The organism is Ferruginibacter sp. (assembly GCF_031391665.1).
Taxonomy (GTDB): Bacteria; Bacteroidota; Bacteroidia; order Chitinophagales; family Chitinophagaceae; genus Ferruginibacter.
In genome coordinates, this window is record NZ_JANMUN010000273.1 from 1 (window position 1) to 18,528 (window position 18,528).

The following is an 18,528-nucleotide window of genomic DNA, read 5'->3' on the forward strand; positions in this document are numbered from 1 at the left end:
GCAAATTTCTTCTGCATTTTTACACAGCACTATTAAACTTGCAGGGCCAAATACTTCATTAGATAAATTTTTATTTGCAATAAAATCTTTTTGAGCAACTGTAAAAATATATGGTACAGCTTCTGTTTTATTTGCATCGGCAACTGCATCGCTTTGTGCAGATAAAGTTGCCATAGTTTTTAATTTATCTACACCGGCATTATAATTGGCACAAATATTTTTACTGAGCATTGTTGCAGGAGCAATGTTTTTTATAGCTGCTGATAAAGTGTTTAAAAATATTTTTGCATTATCATCATCTACCATAAAAACCAAACCGGGGTTGGTACAAAACTGCCCCACTCCCATGGTTACCGATGTTGCAAAAGCATTTGCAATACCAGCGGCATTTGCAGCAACAGCTCCGGGCATTAATATTACAGGATTAACAGCACTCATTTCTGCATATACCGGAATGGGCTCTACCCTGTTTAATGCTGCATTAAAAATTGCCATGCCTCCTTTTCGGGAACCTGTAAAGCCAATTGCTTTTACTGCAGCATGTGTAACTAATTTTATGGCCATTTCTTCATTACAAAAAACCATGGAGTAAATACCATCGGGCATATTTGTTTTTTTTGCTGCGCTGATGATTGCCTGGCTAACCATTTCGTCTGTACCGGGGTGTGAGGGATGTGCTTTTACAATTACGGGGCAACCGGCAGCTAATGCACTGGCGGTATCGCCGCCTGCTGAAGAGTATGCAAAAGGAAAATTGCTTGCACCAAAAACCATTACTGGCCCCAAAGGAATTAACATGTGCCTTAAATCTGGTTTGGGTAATGGCTGCCTGTCGGGGATGGCGGTATCAATTCTTGCATCTACCCACGAGCCTTCACGTAATAATTTTGCAAATAATTTTAATTGGCCGGTAGTTCGGCCACGTTCGCCTGTTAATCTTGCTGTGGGCAATCCGCTTTCTGCAGCGGCACGGTTTATCAAATCGTCACCCAGGGCTGTAATTTCATCTGCAATAGTTTCTAAAAAAACAGCTTTTTCCTCTACCGTTTTTTGTTGATAAATTTTAAATGCTTCTGTTGCTTTTACGGCAACGGCTGCAATTTCTTCTTCAGTAATTAAATAAAATTTTCCTGGTAATAACCCGCCGCTTGCGGGGTTAGTTGCCTGAAATGTTTCGCTGCCTTTTGCTGAGCCGGTATTGCCAATAAGATTTTTACCTGTTATTACTGTCATAATTATTTTACTTATATGGCATAAAAATAGCCCATTTTTTAAAAGGGCTATTTTTTATTAATAATTTAAGAAAAATTATTTTACTGCTGTAATCATTTTTACAGCAACATATGCCTTTGCTTTTATGCTGTACACTTCTTTAGTTACATAATAAAACTGAAGATTTTTATTTTTTAGTGTTGCCAGATTTTTTGCGTAAGTATTCCCCCCGGTAACAAAATCGCTCCAAACTAATTGAGTAGCCTTAGCATCGGTAAGAACGGTTATGTAAACAAAATCTTTTACTTCCACATTTTGCACCATGCCTTTCAATACAGCACTTTCCTTTACATCAGGTCCGTTTTCTGTATTACCACCTCCACGCTGGCCCATTTTCATCATTAAAGAATTCAGGGCTTTACAATCGGCTTTGGTCATTTCAATACCAATTTCGGCCATTAGTTTTTGCATACCTTCCATATCAGTCATTTCAATACTGCGTTCCTGTGCCAATGCCATTATATCAGTTAAAGATTTTTGCATCATGCATTGCCCCATAACCATCTGCAATTCTTCCGGGGTCTTTTTATCAATATCGGGTATTTCGGTAAGGCAGGCGCAGGTGCTGTCTACAATTTTTTTCTTTAAATCGTTTTGTGCTGTTGCCGCAAAGCAGCTTAAAGTAATAAAAAACACACTTATTATTTTTTTCATCTTATTTTTTTTGCAAACCTAAATCAATTTGTAGTAATATTTCTTGTTATAATGTAGAAGAAATCCTAAAAAAATAAATGTGCAGTAAAAATGTATTTTAAAAATACAATAACACATAAAAAATATCAGTTTAGTGATGTGGTATTGTTTTATAATTTAAAAGGTTTTTAGTATCTGTAAAAGGCAATTTATTTATAAAAGTATGATTAAAACAATAATTACAGCTAAAAATGGTTTGTCGTGCAAACGAATTTTCTAGTTTATTATAAATTGTTTTGTAATCTTTTTAAATCGAAAAAATATTTTAGTAATTAAAATCCATGTTTTATTTTTTTTCGTTCATAAAAAATTATTACCGATTTGGTTTTTTATATAAATGAAATGAATTGCGGTTTAAGTTGAATTAGACGCAACCATTTTAAATAATATCCTATCTAAAGTTTATCATACTCATTTAAAAACAAGTCCAATAACATGAAACCCAAAATCAACACACTGCTGCTGCTTTTATTTGCAGCTTTTTTTTCTGTCAATTTAGTAAAAGCACAAACTTATAATTTACACTGGGGTTCTACCACCTGGGTGGGGCCAACTTATTTAAAAACTGTAACTAATATAGGCGGTTCTGGCATTGGGGCCACGGTAGTTATTACAAACACAAGCCCCGCTGGCAATATAAGTGCGGCTACAACTGCTGCAAATGATGCCTTTCAAAATAATACACCAGCTGTAGGAGCAGTAGGTGGTACAAATTGGTTTTTGCCAGGCAGTACAGCAGGTAATCCATTAGTACAATCAGTTGATTGGACCACATTAACTTCAACTGTAACAACTGTAATTACTTTTACAAGACCAGTTAATGGTGTTTCATTTTATGTTGGAGATATGGATTTAACAAACCCTGTGACCTACGTTGACAGATTTACTTTTACCGGAAGTAATGGCGGAGTTGCGGTACCTAATCCTATTGTTACAAAATTTCAGGCCACTGCATCAGGGGCCGATACCGTATTAATTAGCGGAAATTCAGCTTTTGGAAATTCGACACTTACAAATGCAAATGCTGCCACAAATAGTATAACAACCCAGGGTGCCACCGTATTTGTACAGTTTGGTAACCCGGTTAATCAAATTACATTATTATGGAACCAGGGGCCGGGTTCTACTGGTAATCCTGCCCGTCAAACAGTTGTTATTGGAGATATAGCTTTTACCAAAGTAATTCCTGAATATCCGCCAACAGCCGATAATTTTTTAAATACACCAATGCCACAAGGTAATGGTGCTACAGTAATACCCGGTTTAACTGCATCAGATTTAGATGGTACTGTTGCAAATTATAAAATAACAACTGTTCCTCCTGCAGCACAGGGCATATTAAGTATTCCCTGTCCGGTTACACCCACAGGTGCAACCTGTACTGGTGGCTTTGCCAATTTAACTGCGGCTGTATTAGCAGCAAACCCGGGTGGTATTGTTTTAACACCTGCCCAGGCAGCAGCCATGCGTTTTGATCCGGCCGCAAATTTTACTGGCAATGCCACATTTAATTTTGATGCTACGGATAATGATGGCAATATAAGTAATACAGCAACATATACACTGCCGGTAATTGCTTTACCCCCTGTATCGAATAATATTATGGAAAACAGTATGCCTAATACCAACGGGCCTGTTGACATACAGGGTTTAAACTCTTCAGATATTGATGGCACGATATCAACTTACCAAATAACATCATTACCTCCAACTATTCAGGGAGTAATAAGTGTACCATGCCCACCAACATTAACAGGTGCAACCTGTACAGGTGGCTTCCAGGATTTAACAGCAGCTATTCTTTCGGGCTATCCATTGGGAATACCTTTAACAGCCACACAAATTGCAGGTATGCGTTTTGATCCTGCACCTGGTTTTATTGGTAACGCAACATTTAATTATAATGCAGTAGATAACAGTGGTAATACAAGTAATACGGCTAATTACACTATACCTGTAACGGCATCTGCAACCAATGCAAGGCCACCACTTGCAAATAATATTACTGCACAACCACTAAATAATAGTTTAGGCAACACTGCTATCCCACCATTACAGGCATCTGATTTGGATGGAACAGTTGCTACTTATACCCTCAGCAGTATCCCATCCCCTGCACAGGGGGTTTTAAGAATATCCTGTCCCTCAACACCAGCAGGTACAACATGTACTGGTGGATTTGCGGATTTAAATATCGGAACAGTTTTAACTCCGGCTGAGGCAGCAAGATTATTTTTTGACCCTGCACCCGGCTTTACCGGCACAGCTAATTTCAATTATACAGCTACTGATAATACAGGTTTAATTAGCAATACTGCAACTTATAACCTGCCAGTTATGAATACACCACCCACAGCAGCTAACATAAATACTTTTGTTCCTTTTAATGCAGGGGCAACAGTAATCCCGAAATTATCAGGCAGTGATGCAGATGGTACTGTAAACGCATACACTATAACAACTGTACCAACTGGCGCACAAGGTGTAATAAGTGTACCCTGCCCGCCAACCCCAACAGGAGGAACATGTACAGGAGGTTTTGTTGATTTAACACCTGCTGTTTTAGCGTCTAATCCCGGTGGTATAGTATTAACGCCAGCACAGGCTGCAGGTATAAGGTTTGACCCAACAACGGGGTTTAGCGGTACTGCACCATTTAATTATACAACTACAGATAATAATGGCAATATAAGTGCAGCAGCCAGTTATAATATTACAATGGCACCTCAGCCACCTGTAAGCAATGATGTTACAAATGCTGTATTGGCTAATACAGTCGGTCCAACAGCTGTTAGTTCTTTAATTGGTACAGATGCAGATGGTACTATCGCCAGCTATACTTTATTAAGTGTACCTGATCCATCACAAGGAGTTATAAGTATTCCCTGCCCTGCCACACCAACGGGTGCAACATGCCTTGCAGGATTTGCCGACTTAACTGCTGCAGTTCTTGCATTAAACCCTAATGGTATTTCTTTAACACCAGCACAGGCTGCGGCTTTACGCTTTGACCCTGCTGCAGGTTTTACCGGTTTGGCAGCATTTAAATATGGTGCAGTAGATAACAGCGGACTAATAAGTAATATTTCTACCTATACTTTGCCGGTATCTGGCACTGGTAATATACCGCCTGTTGCAAAAAATATTATAGCACCGTCAATTGCAAACACTAATGCGGCAACTGCAATACCAAATTTAATTGGTACAGATGCTGATGGTACAATTGCAAGTTATAAAATAACTGCTGTTCCTGCAGCTTCTGAAGGAGTATTGAGCGTATCTTGTCCTACTACTCCCGCAGGCACAACTTGTACCGGTGGATTTGCTAATTTACTAGTAGGAACAGTTTTAACTCCGGCTGAAGCAGCAAGATTATTTTTTGATCCTGCACCCAATTTTGCAGGTAATATGGAATTTGCTTACACAACAACAGACAATAGTGGTGCTACAAGTGCAGGAGCAGTTTACACAATTCCTGTAACAAGTTTACCACCTGTTGCTAATGCTATAGTTGCACCCACCATGCAACAAACAAATGGCCCAACTGCAATTCCTGGTCTTGTTGCAAACGATGTTGATGGTACCATTGCTAGTTATAGTTTAGAATCTTTACCACCAGTTTCTCAGGGTGTAATAAGTGTACCTTGTCCTCCAACTCTTACAGGTGCAACCTGTACCGGAGGTTTCCAGGATTTGACTGCTGCAATACTTTCAAATTATTTAACTGGAGGCATACCACTTACACCAACACAAATGGCCGGAATGCGTTTTGACCCTGCACCCGGATATTCAGGAAATGTGGTATTTAATTATCATGCTACAGATAACAGTGGTTTAATAAGTAACAGTACAACTTACACTATTCCAGTGTCGGGTTTACCACCAGTTTCAAATGATGTGGTTGCTCCAAAAATGTTTAATACCAACGGACCAACAGCTATACCATCTTTAGCCAGCAATGATGCAGATGGTACCATTAGCAGTTACACCATAAATAGTGTTCCGCCAACTTCGCAAGGCGTAATAAGTATCCCCTGCCCTCCAACACCAGCAGGAGCAACCTGCACAGGAGGTTTTGCAGATTTAACGGCAGCAGTACTTACAGCTAATCCAGGTGGTATAGTATTAACACCGGCTCAAGCTGCAGCTTTAAGGTTAGACCCTGCCCCGGGTTTCATCGGCAATGTTACTTTTAATTATTCTGCTTACGATAATACCGGAAATTTAAGTAATACAGCTGCTTATACCATACCAGTAGGCAGCCCGGCAGCACTTCCTGTTTCGCTTATAAGTTTTTCAGGACAAAGAAACGGCAATGATATTATTGCAGTATGGAAAACAGAAAATGAAATTAATGCAGACCATTTTGAAGTAGAATACAGTACTGATGGTATTAACTTTAGCAATGGCGGATTGGTAAATGCTAACAACGGTGCTGTAAACAACTACCAATTTACTTTAAAGAATTATACACAACCGCTATACTACATTCGCTTAAAATCAATTGACAAAAACAACCATTTTAAATACAGTGGTATTGTTAGAATAAGATTTAGCGATAAACTTGTAAAAGCTGTTGCAGTAATGCCTAACCCTGTTACTGATAAAATGAATATCAGGATAAGTTCAGATGTGGTTACCAATTCAGATTTAAAAGTAATTAATAATTTAGGACAGGTAGTTTACAGGCAAAAAGAAAAGTTGATTAAAGGAGACAATCTTTTTTCAATAACCAATATTCAAAATTTAGCAAAAGGAATTTATACTTTGCAGGTAACAATTGATAATGAAATATTATCGGTAAAAGTTTTTAAATATTAAATTAAGTACCTTTTTAAAAATGCCCTTATAAAAAATATAAGGGCATTTTTTATTTTGAATTCTTTAAACCCAAATAAATTATAACTCTTCTAAAAATAATTTTAATGCATCACCGTAATCATATTCTTTAAGCCCATCTTTTCAAATTCTTCTTTAGTAATTGTAAATATGCTCCCATGCCGTATCCCTTTTGGTAAAGAAATTTTGTCGGAGATATCAGTCCAGGTTTTTAAATCAGTGGATTGAATGGCGCCGTATTTATGGTCTCTGTACTTATCAAAATAAACTATCCAGGTGTTGCCCATTTTTAAAGTGGCGGGGCCTTCTGCCCAATAATTACCGGTAATGGCTGACGAAGGATTGGAAAAACCTTTTTCTAAATTTTTACTGGTGGCTATTTTAATATTTTTTTGCGGCGGCATCCTTGTTTCATCTTTTAAAAACATGATGTACTTTTTTCCATCCGGTACAATGGTGGCATCAATTACATTAAAGCCTTTATCGTACAGCAATTTTGTTTTATTAAAAGCTTTAAAGTCTTTAGTGGTAACATAATACATGCGGTGATTGTAACCGTTTTCAATTGCAGTATCCATTTTATATTTACCGGCAATGGTGGTTGCCCAGTAAATCATATACTGCTTATTTTTTTTATCGAAAGTTATTTCGGGGGCCCAGCAATTTCTTGCACTGTCTTCATGTTGCATAACGGGAATAAATTTTTGCTCACTCCAGTTGATTAAATCTTTACTGCTGGCATAGCCAATACCTTTATCGTTCCAGCTCACCGTCCATACCATATGAAATAACCCATCTACTCCTTTAACAATACAGGGATCTCTCATTAATTTATCTTTGGCAACAGTTGGTTTTAAAAAAGAACTGTCATTATTTAATGCAGCCCAATTGTATCCATCGTTGCTGTATGCCAAATGCAAACCATCTTTACCATTATTTTTAAAGTAAGAAAATAGATAAACACTGTTGTTGGATTGGCCAAAAACAAAAGCAGCAGTAAATACCAACACTGCAACTGCAACAAATTTTTTATTCATATTGTTACTACTATATTATTTAATGGCAATTTGCCTGTACCTGATCATGGCTTCTACAAAATAATAATCGGCATAAGTAAGTGGTACATCAATTTCTGTTTTGTTTGGGTTATGTCCTACCCCATGCTTTAAAATAAAACCGCCATTACTGCCCGCTGATGCCTTATATTTTTCATCCGCTAAATTTTTTAAAATCAGCTCAGCAGTTTTAAAATATTCTTTTGATATTTTTTTATTTACGTAGCCGCTCAGTTCAAGTAATGCTGATGCCATTATTGCAGCCGCCGAAGCATCACGTAATGTATTTGGAATATCCGGTGCATTAAAGTCCCAGTAAGCAATTTTATCCGAAGGAAAATTACGATGCGATAAAATAAATTGAGCAATTTTATTGGCTTGGTCTAAATATTTTCTATCTTTTGTTTCTCTGTAGGTTTCCGTATAACCGTACAAACCCCAGGCCTGTCCCCTTGCCCATGCCGATTCATCCGCAAATCCCTGTGCTGTTCTTTTTTGCTGTACTGAACCGGTTGCAGCATTATAGTTTAATACATGATAAGAACTGTTATCGGCCCTGAAATGATTTTGCATTGTAGTATTGGCATGCGTTACAGCAATTTTATAAAAAGAAGAATCGCCACTTACCTGTGTTGCCCAAAATAATAATTTAAGGTTCATCATATTATCAATTATAACTAAATACTCGTTTGGCTTACCATTCCAGGATTTTATGCAGCCGACTGTTGTATCAAAACGGGTTGATAAAGATTTGGCGCTATTCAATAATATTTCTTTGTACAACGTTGATGGAGTAATAAGATTGGCATTACCAAAACTGCAATACATCATAAAACCTAAATCGTGTGTGCCGGTATTGAATTGTTCTTTTTTCAGCACTTCCAAAATCCGCATTGCCTCATTATACAAAACAGTATCTTTTGTTTGCTGGTACAGATACAATAAGGTTCCCGGATAAAAGCCACTGCACCACCAACTGGAATTACTAAACTCATATTTATCTGTAGTGGGGAAATATGTTTTAGGAAATTTATCAGCAGGTAAATTTTGCATAAGCACTTTATATTGTGCTGCAGCGTCGGTAAAATTTTTAGCAATGGTGTAGAGTAAATTTTTATCGGGTTTAAATTGATGTTTGTTTTGTGCAATAGCATTTGTAAAAAGCAAAACAAAAAATAATGAATTAATGATTTTGATTGGCAGGCACATTTTGTGTTTCATACTGAGCTGATTTTTTGCAATTATTTTTATTGATTGAAAGTGCCATTTTTATTAATGGCTCTGCTAAAAGCACCTGGAATTATTAGCCCAGCAGTTATCAACAAAAAATTTTTTATTTTTTTTGAGGAAATAATAATTCATATTCGATACAAGCCTGAATAAAAGGACCGATAGCTTTTAAATCATCATCACGTTTGGGTTCGTTTACATAATAACTATAACTGCCATCACGGTAAGGAATGCCACCCAAACCTGCCCCTGCAACGGCCTGTAAATAATGTACGCTGCCTGCTTCATCTACTCTTACAAAATTTTTAATAATGCCGTTGTAAGCTTTTGCAATAGCAGGTTTAAAGTTCATGCTGATGTAATTTTTATTTACAGCCTTTGATAGAGCATATAAAAACATTGCAGATGAAGACGATTCCAAATAATTTAATTGCTGATTTGCTTTATCAGTTACCTGCCACCACACGCCTTCTTTTGCATCCTGAAATTTTACTAAAGCAGTTGATAATCGGTTTAGTATTGTAATTAATTCAGAACGTCGCTTATAATTTGCAGGAAGATGATCCAGCACATCAACCAATGCCATCATGTACCAACCCATTGCCCTGCTCCAAAATTCAGGTGATAAACCAGTTTTAGGATTTGCCCACTTTTGTAATTTACTTTCATCCCAGCCATGATAGAGCAAACCGGTTTTATTATCCCTGCTGTATTTTTCCATCCACACAAATTGATTAATGATGTCATCAAACTTTTTTGTATCGTTAAACAGCACTGCATATTCAACAGCAAATGGTTGTGCCATATACAAACCATCTAACCACATTTGCGTGGGATATTTTAATTTATGCCAGTAGCCGCCAATTGTATTTCGTGGTTGCCAGGCTAATTGTTTGTACAACAACGTTGCTGCTGTTTTATATTTTTCTTCCTTAGTACTTTGATTCAAATGAAGCAATTGCCTGCCGGTTGGGATATTGTCACTATTATACTCTTCTAAATTATAGGTTCGTATTTCTCCTTCGGATGTAATAAAATGATCAATTATATTTTTGGTGTAATCTGTATATTTTTTATCAGATGTAAAAGTTGCCAATTTTTCAAAGCCCTGCAGCACCACTCCCATTTCGTAATTCCATACTGCCGGCCTGCTTAATTGCGCTTGCTCCGCAGTTTGCCCGGATGGTATCAATTTGTCCTGCTCCAAATGGCTGGCATATTTTTTTACCACCATCGAATCTTTGTAAGTTGCCATGATGGTTTCGGCAAGTTTAATGGCGTAATTAGTTTGTGCTGCAATTGACTGCATCAGGAAAATAATGACAGCAGAAATTACAATTGATTTTTTCATACACAAGTTTAAATTTAAAAAACATAACTAAATGTCCCTGCCCATGAAGTTAAATAAAAATTATTACAGCCTGTACAAAAAAGTAACTGCATTAATTAAATTAGTGTTGTTGTATTTTTAAATTTTTAAAAAAATGGCTTATTTTTTTGAAGGAGGAATAAAGATGGGATCAACATTCGCTTAAACTTATCGGCACATTTACCGCTAATCCACCATCGGCAGTTTCTTTGTACTTGCTGTTCATGTCCAATGCGGTATCCCACATAGTTTTTATTACACCATCCAAACTCACCTTGGCGTAATCGGGAGTACTTTGCAGAGCAAGCTGGCTGGCAGTTATAGCTTTTATGGCACCCATAGTATTTCTTTCTATACAGGGAATTTGTACCAGTCCGCCAATAGGATCGCAGGTTAAACCCAAATGATGTTCCATTGCAATTTCTGCCGCCATTAAAGTTTGCCTTTGTGTGCCACCCATACATTCGGTAAGTGCGGCTGCAGCCATTGCACTGCTTACACCAATCTCTGCCTGACAGCCACCCATAGCCGCTGATATAGTGGCGCCTTTTTTAAATATGCTTCCCACTTCTGCAGCAGTTAATAAAAATTGAATTATTTTTTCATGGCTGTTACCATTACAAAAAGCAACATAGTATAGTAAAACAGCCGGTATCACCCCTGCAGCACCGTTAGTAGGTGCAGTTACTACCCTGCCAAAACTTGCATTCTCTTCATTTACGGCCAGTGCAAAACAACTTACCCAATCTAAAATATATTTAAAATCGCTGCCGCCCTGTTTTATAGTTGCCAGCCAGCCATTGTAATCTTTGTAGCTGCGGCCATTCATTAATTTTTTATTTAGCCCTGCTCCACGCCTTTTTACATTTAATCCTCCTGGCAACATCCCTTCAGTATGGCAACCTCTGTAAATACATGCTGACATTACATTCCAAATGTTTAACAACCCGGCTTTTGTTTCGGCTTCAGTTCTCCAGCTGCTTTCATTTTCTAAAACCACATCACTTACATTCAATCCTGTTTTCATGCACCAGTGCAATAATTCATCAGCCGTATTTATGGGAAAAGGAAGATTTACTTCTTCGCTGGAATTTGAATCCTCTCCTTCTTTTTTTACAAACCCTCCACCAACAGAATAATAAGTTTCTGCAAGTGTTTCGTCATTATTAAATTTTACTAAAAAGGTTAACGCATTGGGATGAAAAGGTAAACTTTCGCTGTATAAAAATTCAATATCTTCTGCAGGGTCAAAATCAATTTCGTGTTTACCGGCCAGCAATATTTTTTTCATTGCCTTAATATCATAAATTTTTGCTGCAATATTATTTACATCAAATGTTACAGGGTCATCGCCACTTAAACCTAACTGCACTGCAATATCAGTTCCATGCCCTATACCGGTTTTTGCCAATGATCCATACAACAATATCTCAATGCTTTTTACATTATTAAGTATATTTTTTTGCTGAAGGGAATTTGTAAAACGCTGTGCAGCACGCCATGGGCCAAGTGTATGGCTGCTTGAAGGGCCAATACCTATCTTAAACATATCGAATACCGAAATTGCTTCGTGGCTCACAGCATAGTTTTATTAATTATTGAACGGCCACCAATTGAATTGTAAAAACTAAAATTGAATTTGCAGGAATAATAATTGCACCGTTATTATCTTTAACATCCCTGTTGCCGTATCCTAAACTTGGGGGAATATATAAAGACATACTTCCTCCGCTTTTTATTAAGGGTAAGCCTTTTTGCCAACCTAAAATTAGTCCACCTAATGTTTGAGTATACCCGGTTAAATTTTCATCAAACTTAAAACCATTAGTAAGTGATCCGGTATACTTTACTGTGATACCCGAACAAACGCCAGGGGCAACAGTGCCGGTGCCCGCTGCAGTAATTTTATAAAATAAACCACTGGAGTGTTGTATTGCAGCCGGATCATTTGAGGCTACATAATTTTGTACGGCTGTAATTTCAGAAGCAGGTGCAACAGCAGCTGTATCTGTGTAAGGGCAGGTGTTTTCATTTGTTTTTTTGCAGGATACAAACAAAATGGCTACAGCACTAAAAACTAATAATTTCTTGATCATATTTTAATATTAAAAGGTTAAAGGTAAGAGATATTGAAAGCTTAAGACGCTGCATTAAGCATTTTTTTTTCTTTACTTTTTAATTCGTTGTACAGTTGCTCATTCATTTCCCATTTGTAACTCATACGGAAGTAAGAAAAGAAAAGCACAATAATTATTACGGCAATAAAAGTAGTTATAAGATCCCCGGCAGATAATTTCATAAATTTTTCTGTCATGCCCGGCACAATTATATCGGTTTGTTTATGTGCGGCAGTAGTAAACCACGAAGGGAAGAAAATTTTTACCGCACCCAAAAAAAGTAATACCGGCAACCCAAACATAAATGCCATGGGCAGGCCAGCCAAAAATTTATGTTTAAAACTGCTTTCTTTTTGCCTAACCTGTTCCCAGTACAGGATAAATTTTCTATCTTTTTCACTTAGCATGGTGCAAAACTACGGCAATTGTATTTACAAGTTTGCTATATTGCAATTATCTTGTAGGTTTGTTATCATCAACTTTAAAACATGAAAATAGAACAACTGCTGGTACAGCATTTTTACAATACCAAAACCGTTACGTTACAGGGCATTGGTACGTTTACACTTTCGCCAGATTTTGTTATGCCGATGGATAGCGACAAAGATATTGTGCTGCCCGAAAATGCTGTATCATTTAAGTACAACTCACGTGCTACTGAAGATGAAAGCCTTATTGATTATATTGTGCAGCAAACCCGTAAAATAAAACCTTTGGCCAGTGCCGACCTGGAATCGTACCTGATGCTGGGCAGCCAGTTTTTAAATATCGGCAAGCCCATGAAGATAGAAGGTATTGGAATGCTGGAAAAAAACCAGCTGGGTGAATACCAGTTTTTACAGGGGCAGTTCATCAATACAAAAACTGAGCAGGCAGAAATTAAGTTAAAGGAAAAATCAAGAGAAGATATTTCTTTTGGTAACGAAGCAAAACCTGCTGCCAACAAAAAAACAATTGCTATTGCGGCGGCAATTGCGGTTGTTGCGTTTATCAGTTTGGCAGCCTGGTATTTTTATACCAGGGAAAAAGATTCAGTTACTGAAACTATTGTTGAACAAAGCGTACCGACAGTAACGCCTGCGCAAGACACTTTAAAAATTGATACCAATAAAATAGCAACACAACTAAAACCTGACAGTATTTCACCGGTAACTCCACAGGCAAATGGTTATACTTTTAAAGTGGTAATAAAAAATTACCCCTCTTTATTTCTTGCTCAAAAATCTTACAACAGGCTTACCAGTTACGGGTATAAATTGCTGCTGTACACTGCAGATTCTGTTATCTATAAAGTTGCTATGCCATTAACCAAACCGCTTATTGATACCACCCGTGCCCGTGATTCTGTAAAGATTTTGTTTGGGGGCAGACCTTATATCGAAATAAAATAATCATTTGTATCTGCAGCAGCTTTAATGAAATATAAAATACAAATACCTTTTGCCATTATTTTTTGGATAATGGCTTTTACAGATGTATTTGGTATTGCTACACATGTACCGCTTTTACATTTTGTTGCAAAGCCACTGTTAATTCCAATACTCCTTTTACTTTTATACTTTTCAAAAAATACTGTTCCACATAAAAAATTAATAGTAACAGGTTTATTTTTTTCGTGGCTGGGAGATATTTTTTTATTGTTTGATACAAAGAATAATTTGTTTTTTATTTTTGGTTTAGTTTGTTTTTTAACCACCCACATTTTTTATATCCTTTATTTTTTAAAGATTTCTTCGTCAACTGTTTCTTTACTTAAGAAACAACCCTTGTTAGTTTTGTTAGTATTAGTCTATGGTGCAGTATTGGTATGGCTTCTATATCCGCATTTAGGCGATTTAAAATTAGCTGTAATAATTTACGCCACAGTTATTTGTACCATGTTACTTTGCAGCCTGCATATATTTTTAAAAGTAAATACGCCTGCCAATGCATTTTACCTGGCAGGTGCCGCTTTTTTTGTACTCTCCGATTCTTTACTGGCCATAAATAAATTTTATCAGCCCTTTTCTTTTGCAGGCGTATATATTATGCTTACTTATTGCGCCGCACAATATTTTATTGTAAATGGTTTTATTAAACAGTTACCGCATGACTAAAGCTGCATTACTTGCCGAGCTAAGCAACAATACTTATGTAATGCTAAAGCCTTCGGCTATTGAAGGTATTGGTGTATTTGCAATACAGGATATTCCTAAAGGATGCAGAGCAATGTTCAGCAAGCCGGATGTAAATGATAAATGGATAACGGTATCAAAAATAGAAGTGGAAACTTTACCTGCCCATGCTAAATTTATTGTAGGCAATTATTGTTTGTATGACGAAGACAATTATTTTATCCCAGACCACGGCTTTAAAAAAATTGATGTTTCTCTTTTTATAAACCATGCTGATACACCCAATATTATTTCTATTAATGATGGTGATTATTTTGAAGCAATAAGAGATATAAAAAATGGGGAAGAGTTATTGATTGATTATGGTGAGATAGTTTGAGGGCAGAAAAAAGGTTTTAGCAAAAGAAAACGGGCTCCATTTGGAAGCCCGTTTTTGTTTTATATTTTAAAAGAATTATTGAGGTAATAACACCCTGTCAATAACATGGAAAACACCATTTACTGCGTGCCGGTCCAGGGTTCCATTAGTTCTTCTTGAAGTAGCTGGTGCGCCGCTATACGCTGCACCACCGGGAGGGAAAGTACCTAAACCAGTAAACCTAACACTATCAGCAACAGGACCAGTAAAAAATGGCTGAGATAATATACCCGGATGAACTGCAACACTTCCATTAACCAATGTTTTTATAAAAGTTGGGGCAGTAGGAAAATTTACCGAAAATACTCTGATATTAGGAGCATATGAACCTGTAGGATTTGTTGCAAAAAAATGATACGCCAAAATACCCCTTACAGTTGCTGCTGTTACAAAAGCAGGGTTATTAAGAAAGCCAATGAATGTTGCATTTGGTGCACCCAAAGGAACTAAACCACCAGACAGTCCATTAATTAAAGTTTTAAATGCAGTATCGCTTGGAACAAGTACTGTCATATTTGTAACCCCGTAATTTAATAACGAATCAAGGCGGTTCAATCCAACCTGCCCGCTATCACCTCTTATAACTGCAGCGCTAAAAATACTCAAATTTGCTGTTCTGTTAATAGTGTCTTTCAAAACTCTAGTTGGCGGCGCAACAATGGTAAATGTATGGTGAATTATTCCATTAGCTGCTAATGTGTCTATTGCTGTAACCGGAATATTGTTAACATAAGATACCGCTGTTCCTCTAACCGGAAAAATATTCATTCTCACAAAAGGCTGATTTGCATCAAGTATGATCTGGCTGGTTAAAGGATAGTTAGGAAAAGTTGTTGGTATGTTACCAAAGGGAAACTTTTGTCCGATGGTATTATACATAACAATACCAGCAGCACTGGCAACTGGTAAAGAGTTTGCAATAAAAGCAGAGAACGTAGCATCAGGAGCGTTCAAAGGAACGGCACCACCCGAAGCTGCATTTACAAAAACTTTCATACCTGCATTATCTACTGCAAATATGGTAAATGTTTTAGTGAGATCATTTAACGTAGCAGCTTGTCCCGATCTTACAATTAACCTGCTGAATAAACTGTCGTTAGGGTTTGCAGCAATTTTTGCAGCTATACCAAGCCCGGTTGGGTAAACAGGTATTGGTATTGCAGCAGGCTGCTCTAAATCTTTATTACAAGATGCAAGAAAAAACAGGGCGGATAAAAGCACTAAGTAAATCGATCTTAGTTTATTATTTATTTTTTTCATTATAGTAAATTTTATTTTTAAAATTGGATGTAGCGCTGATTTTAATAAACATTGTATCCAAAACTCACATAGTACAAACCACCAATTTGTGAGTTACCGATTGCATTGTAATAATATTGATTCAGCAAATTATTAGCACCAAATTTTATGATTGATTTTGTTTTAGGAAGTTTTACACTAACCTGTGCATCTAATGTATGTACATCGGGCAATTGTCCGTTAGCAAAATCTCCCTGGTAGTAAAAACCCTGCTGCCACCTGTAAGCCATATTAAATCCTAAACGTTTATCGCGGCCAAAACCAACGTTACCAAATGTTAAGTTGGTTTTGTATTTTGGTGCATTAAAGTAGGCAACAAAACCTGTTGGTACATCTTTCAATACATCAGATGCCACATTAGCGCCTAAAGTAAAGTTTAATGGCAACCTGTAATCAACACTTAATCCAAACCCATAAGTTTTTACTTTATCAGTGGTGTTTACCGGTACAGATATATTTCTTCTTTTAGCAGGGTTACTTGTATCAGCAGCAATACCTGTTGTTGTTTGTATAGTGTTTACCCTTCCTAAAAAATCCTGGTACTGGCCAAAATAACCATACAGATCAATCAGCAATTTATTTTCCATCAACAACCCTTTATAACCACCTTCAAATGAGCTAACGGATTCTGGTTTAGCCGGATTAGGAATAAATGCTTTAAAATCTTTTATATTGCTTGTTCCCGGAGTTGTATTAAAAGTGTACAATGGATTAGCATTGTAGTTTAAATATTGAGCAAATGATGGATTACTGCCTACTAAACGGGTGCTGCCCACTTGTAAATTAATCCACTGCGATTGATTGCTGGGGAAACGGTAAGCTGTTTGATATGATAAACGCAAATTATTATTCTCTGCCAATTTTACTAATGCTGTAACCCTTGGTGTAAAGCGGCCATCAAAATTTTGGTTTTTATCGTATCTGCCCGAAGCGGTTAATTTAATGCGGCTGGTTATGGCTCTTGTTGCCTGAATATAACCGCCATACTCCGAAGTACTAATTGTTCCGGTAGAATCTGCAAATAATGTACCCTGAGAATTTAATACATATTTTTTATAATTTACACCAACCAAAATGTCTGCTACATCTTTTGTAACTGAAGTAAGATTATAATTTCCTTCGTAAGAATATAAATCAGATTTATCTAACAACAAACCTCCGTTTTGAGAAATTGGTTTTTTACGGATAGCATCATACGCAGAAAGAAAAGCCGGTGTACCCGCTGCTGGTCTTCCCACATCAGCCAGTGCTCTTGAAGCCTGGTGAGCATCATATGCTGTCATTCCATTCATTCTGTTACTTAAATAAGAAAATGCATATTGAATATACCAGTCGGTAGGTAATGGTGTTGGGTTACCTGCTGCATCAGTTGTAACCGATTTTTTCCATGATTCATTAAATAACCTTGTGGTTGCTGTAGTGTTATAAGATTCGCCTGCGTTTTCCTGAGTTGTATATGCCCTCAGCGACCAATTTTTGCTGTTCAATTCAACTTTGTACTGGCCCATTTTAAAATCTTTAAGCGAATACCTGTCGCTACCGGTATAAATGGTATTACCTGTACCCCAATAGCCTGCTATAACTGCTTCTGTATTTTCAGATAGCTTATAATGCATTGACCCTGCCAGTTTAAAATTCACGGTGTTAGGGTTAATCAATTCTTTTTCAGTATAACCTGTACGGGAAACGTTTTGTGGTGTAGAAAGTAAACCGTTAGCATTTATAAAGTTTGCTGCACCGGGTAAATTATTTGCAATGCTGCCAAAAAATGCACGGATATCTACAGTGGTTTCATCCCCATACACATTTACACCATCATAATTTGGATCAGTTTTTCTATCCCCCGGAATTACTGTACCCGTTGTACCAGACCTGCTGTAATTCCTGTTATCGGTACCCATCCAGTCTTTTGCCTGAATTAATTCAGCATTTATTTTAAATGCAAATTTTTCAGAAACTTTATTAGCCCATCTTAAATTCCAGTTATGGTAAGGAGAAGTTGGCCTTTGTCTGCCGTCGGTATGCATAATACCGGTTTTAACTAAAAAAGATAAACCCTGGTATTTAAAAGGACTTTTACTGGTCATTAATAAAGTACCATTCATGCCACCCGGACCATAAA

14 protein-coding genes are annotated in these 18,528 nt (G+C 37.0%); 4 read left to right on the plus strand and 10 right to left on the minus strand.

Annotation, left to right across the window (positions count from 1 at the left end; translation table 11 throughout):
* Together ACY651_RS21040 and ACY651_RS21045 are read right to left on the minus strand one after the other, a co-directional pair.
* Positions 1 to 1,233: aldehyde dehydrogenase family protein (locus tag ACY651_RS21040; RefSeq protein WP_462255491.1), on the minus strand; the 1,233-nt coding region annotated here is incomplete at its 3' end.
* A 75-nt stretch (positions 1,234 to 1,308) separates the two neighbouring features.
* Complete coding sequence (locus ACY651_RS21045) at positions 1,309 to 1,926, minus strand: hypothetical protein (RefSeq protein WP_462255492.1); 618 nt, start codon at positions 1,924 to 1,926, stop codon at positions 1,309 to 1,311.
* A 474-nt stretch (positions 1,927 to 2,400) separates the two neighbouring features.
* Between ACY651_RS21045 and ACY651_RS21050 the strand changes: the two genes are divergently transcribed.
* Positions 2,401 to 6,786: a T9SS type A sorting domain-containing protein gene (locus ACY651_RS21050; protein WP_462255493.1), complete on the plus strand. Its 4,386-nt coding sequence runs from the start codon at positions 2,401 to 2,403 to the stop codon at positions 6,784 to 6,786.
* A gap of 101 nt (positions 6,787 to 6,887) precedes the next feature.
* On the opposite strand, the gene ACY651_RS21055 is transcribed toward ACY651_RS21050, so the two are convergent.
* The 6 genes from ACY651_RS21055 to ACY651_RS21080 all read right to left on the minus strand — a co-directional run bounded on the left by ACY651_RS21055 (position 6,888) and on the right by ACY651_RS21080 (position 12,982).
* Positions 6,888 to 7,841 carry a glycoside hydrolase family 43 protein gene (locus ACY651_RS21055; protein ID WP_462255494.1) on the minus strand — a complete coding sequence of 318 codons (954 nt, stop codon included), beginning with the start codon at positions 7,839 to 7,841 and terminating at the stop codon, positions 6,888 to 6,890.
* Between the two features lie 15 nt (positions 7,842 to 7,856).
* Positions 7,857 to 9,080: a glycoside hydrolase family 88 protein gene (locus tag ACY651_RS21060; RefSeq protein WP_462255495.1), complete on the minus strand. Its 1,224-nt coding sequence runs from the start codon at positions 9,078 to 9,080 to the stop codon at positions 7,857 to 7,859.
* A gap of 112 nt (positions 9,081 to 9,192) precedes the next feature.
* A complete protein-coding gene (locus tag ACY651_RS21065; protein ID WP_462255496.1) occupies positions 9,193 to 10,440 on the minus strand; it encodes a glycoside hydrolase family 88/105 protein in 1,248 nt (415 codons plus the stop codon).
* A gap of 169 nt (positions 10,441 to 10,609) precedes the next feature.
* Positions 10,610 to 12,037 carry an L-serine ammonia-lyase gene (locus tag ACY651_RS21070; RefSeq protein WP_462255497.1) on the minus strand — a complete coding sequence of 476 codons (1,428 nt, stop codon included), beginning with the start codon at positions 12,035 to 12,037 and terminating at the stop codon, positions 10,610 to 10,612.
* A gap of 16 nt (positions 12,038 to 12,053) precedes the next feature.
* Positions 12,054 to 12,554 (minus strand): FKBP-type peptidyl-prolyl cis-trans isomerase, encoded by a 501-nt coding sequence (locus tag ACY651_RS21075; protein ID WP_462255498.1) that lies wholly within the window; start codon positions 12,552 to 12,554, stop codon positions 12,054 to 12,056.
* A 41-nt stretch (positions 12,555 to 12,595) separates the two neighbouring features.
* The gene (locus ACY651_RS21080; protein ID WP_462255499.1) at positions 12,596 to 12,982 is read right to left on the minus strand and encodes a hypothetical protein; all 387 of its coding nucleotides are present in this window, start codon (positions 12,980 to 12,982) and stop codon (positions 12,596 to 12,598) included.
* 81 nt (positions 12,983 to 13,063) lie between these two features.
* Between ACY651_RS21080 and ACY651_RS21085 the strand changes: the two genes are divergently transcribed.
* From ACY651_RS21085 to ACY651_RS21095, 3 genes are read left to right on the plus strand one after another with little or no spacing between them, the layout of a single operon-like run.
* On the plus strand, positions 13,064 to 13,966 hold the full coding sequence (locus tag ACY651_RS21085; protein WP_462255500.1) for a hypothetical protein: 903 nt from the start codon (positions 13,064 to 13,066) through the stop codon (positions 13,964 to 13,966).
* Between the two features lie 24 nt (positions 13,967 to 13,990).
* Positions 13,991 to 14,671 (plus strand): lysoplasmalogenase, encoded by a 681-nt coding sequence (locus ACY651_RS21090; protein ID WP_462255501.1) that lies wholly within the window; start codon positions 13,991 to 13,993, stop codon positions 14,669 to 14,671.
* Positions 14,664 to 15,068, plus strand: coding sequence for an SET domain-containing protein (locus tag ACY651_RS21095; RefSeq protein WP_462255502.1), 405 nt, complete (start codon positions 14,664 to 14,666; stop codon positions 15,066 to 15,068). The genes ACY651_RS21090 and ACY651_RS21095 overlap by 8 nt, the downstream gene beginning before the upstream one ends.
* A 75-nt stretch (positions 15,069 to 15,143) precedes the next feature.
* Here ACY651_RS21095 and ACY651_RS21100 read toward each other — a convergent pair whose 3' ends face one another.
* On the minus strand, positions 15,144 to 16,367 hold the full coding sequence (locus tag ACY651_RS21100) for a hypothetical protein (protein WP_462255503.1): 1,224 nt from the start codon (positions 16,365 to 16,367) through the stop codon (positions 15,144 to 15,146).
* 41 nt (positions 16,368 to 16,408) lie between these two features.
* On the minus strand, positions 16,409 to 18,528 hold a 2,120-nt coding region (locus ACY651_RS21105; protein WP_462255504.1), incomplete at its 5' end, for a TonB-dependent receptor plug domain-containing protein.

What these genes read in the sequence shown, in the direction of transcription:
- ACY651_RS21100 (WP_462255503.1), bottom strand. Translation starts at nt 16,367, where the DNA reads ATGAAAAAAATAAATAATAAACTAAGATCGATTTACTTAGTGCTTTTA.
- ACY651_RS21080 (WP_462255499.1), bottom strand. Translation starts at nt 12,982, where the DNA reads ATGCTAAGTGAAAAAGATAGAAAATTTATCCTGTACTGGGAACAGGTT.
- ACY651_RS21045 (WP_462255492.1), bottom strand. Translation starts at nt 1,926, where the DNA reads ATGAAAAAAATAATAAGTGTGTTTTTTATTACTTTAAGCTGCTTTGCG.
- ACY651_RS21095 (WP_462255502.1), top strand. Translation starts at nt 14,664, where the DNA reads ATGACTAAAGCTGCATTACTTGCCGAGCTAAGCAACAATACTTATGTA.
- ACY651_RS21085 (WP_462255500.1), top strand. Translation starts at nt 13,064, where the DNA reads ATGAAAATAGAACAACTGCTGGTACAGCATTTTTACAATACCAAAACC.
- ACY651_RS21055 (WP_462255494.1), bottom strand. Translation starts at nt 7,841, where the DNA reads ATGAATAAAAAATTTGTTGCAGTTGCAGTGTTGGTATTTACTGCTGCT.
- ACY651_RS21060 (WP_462255495.1), bottom strand. Translation starts at nt 9,080, where the DNA reads ATGAAACACAAAATGTGCCTGCCAATCAAAATCATTAATTCATTATTT.
- ACY651_RS21075 (WP_462255498.1), bottom strand. Translation starts at nt 12,554, where the DNA reads ATGATCAAGAAATTATTAGTTTTTAGTGCTGTAGCCATTTTGTTTGTA.
- ACY651_RS21090 (WP_462255501.1), top strand. Translation starts at nt 13,991, where the DNA reads ATGAAATATAAAATACAAATACCTTTTGCCATTATTTTTTGGATAATG.
- ACY651_RS21065 (WP_462255496.1), bottom strand. Translation starts at nt 10,440, where the DNA reads ATGAAAAAATCAATTGTAATTTCTGCTGTCATTATTTTCCTGATGCAG.
- ACY651_RS21050 (WP_462255493.1), top strand. Translation starts at nt 2,401, where the DNA reads ATGAAACCCAAAATCAACACACTGCTGCTGCTTTTATTTGCAGCTTTT.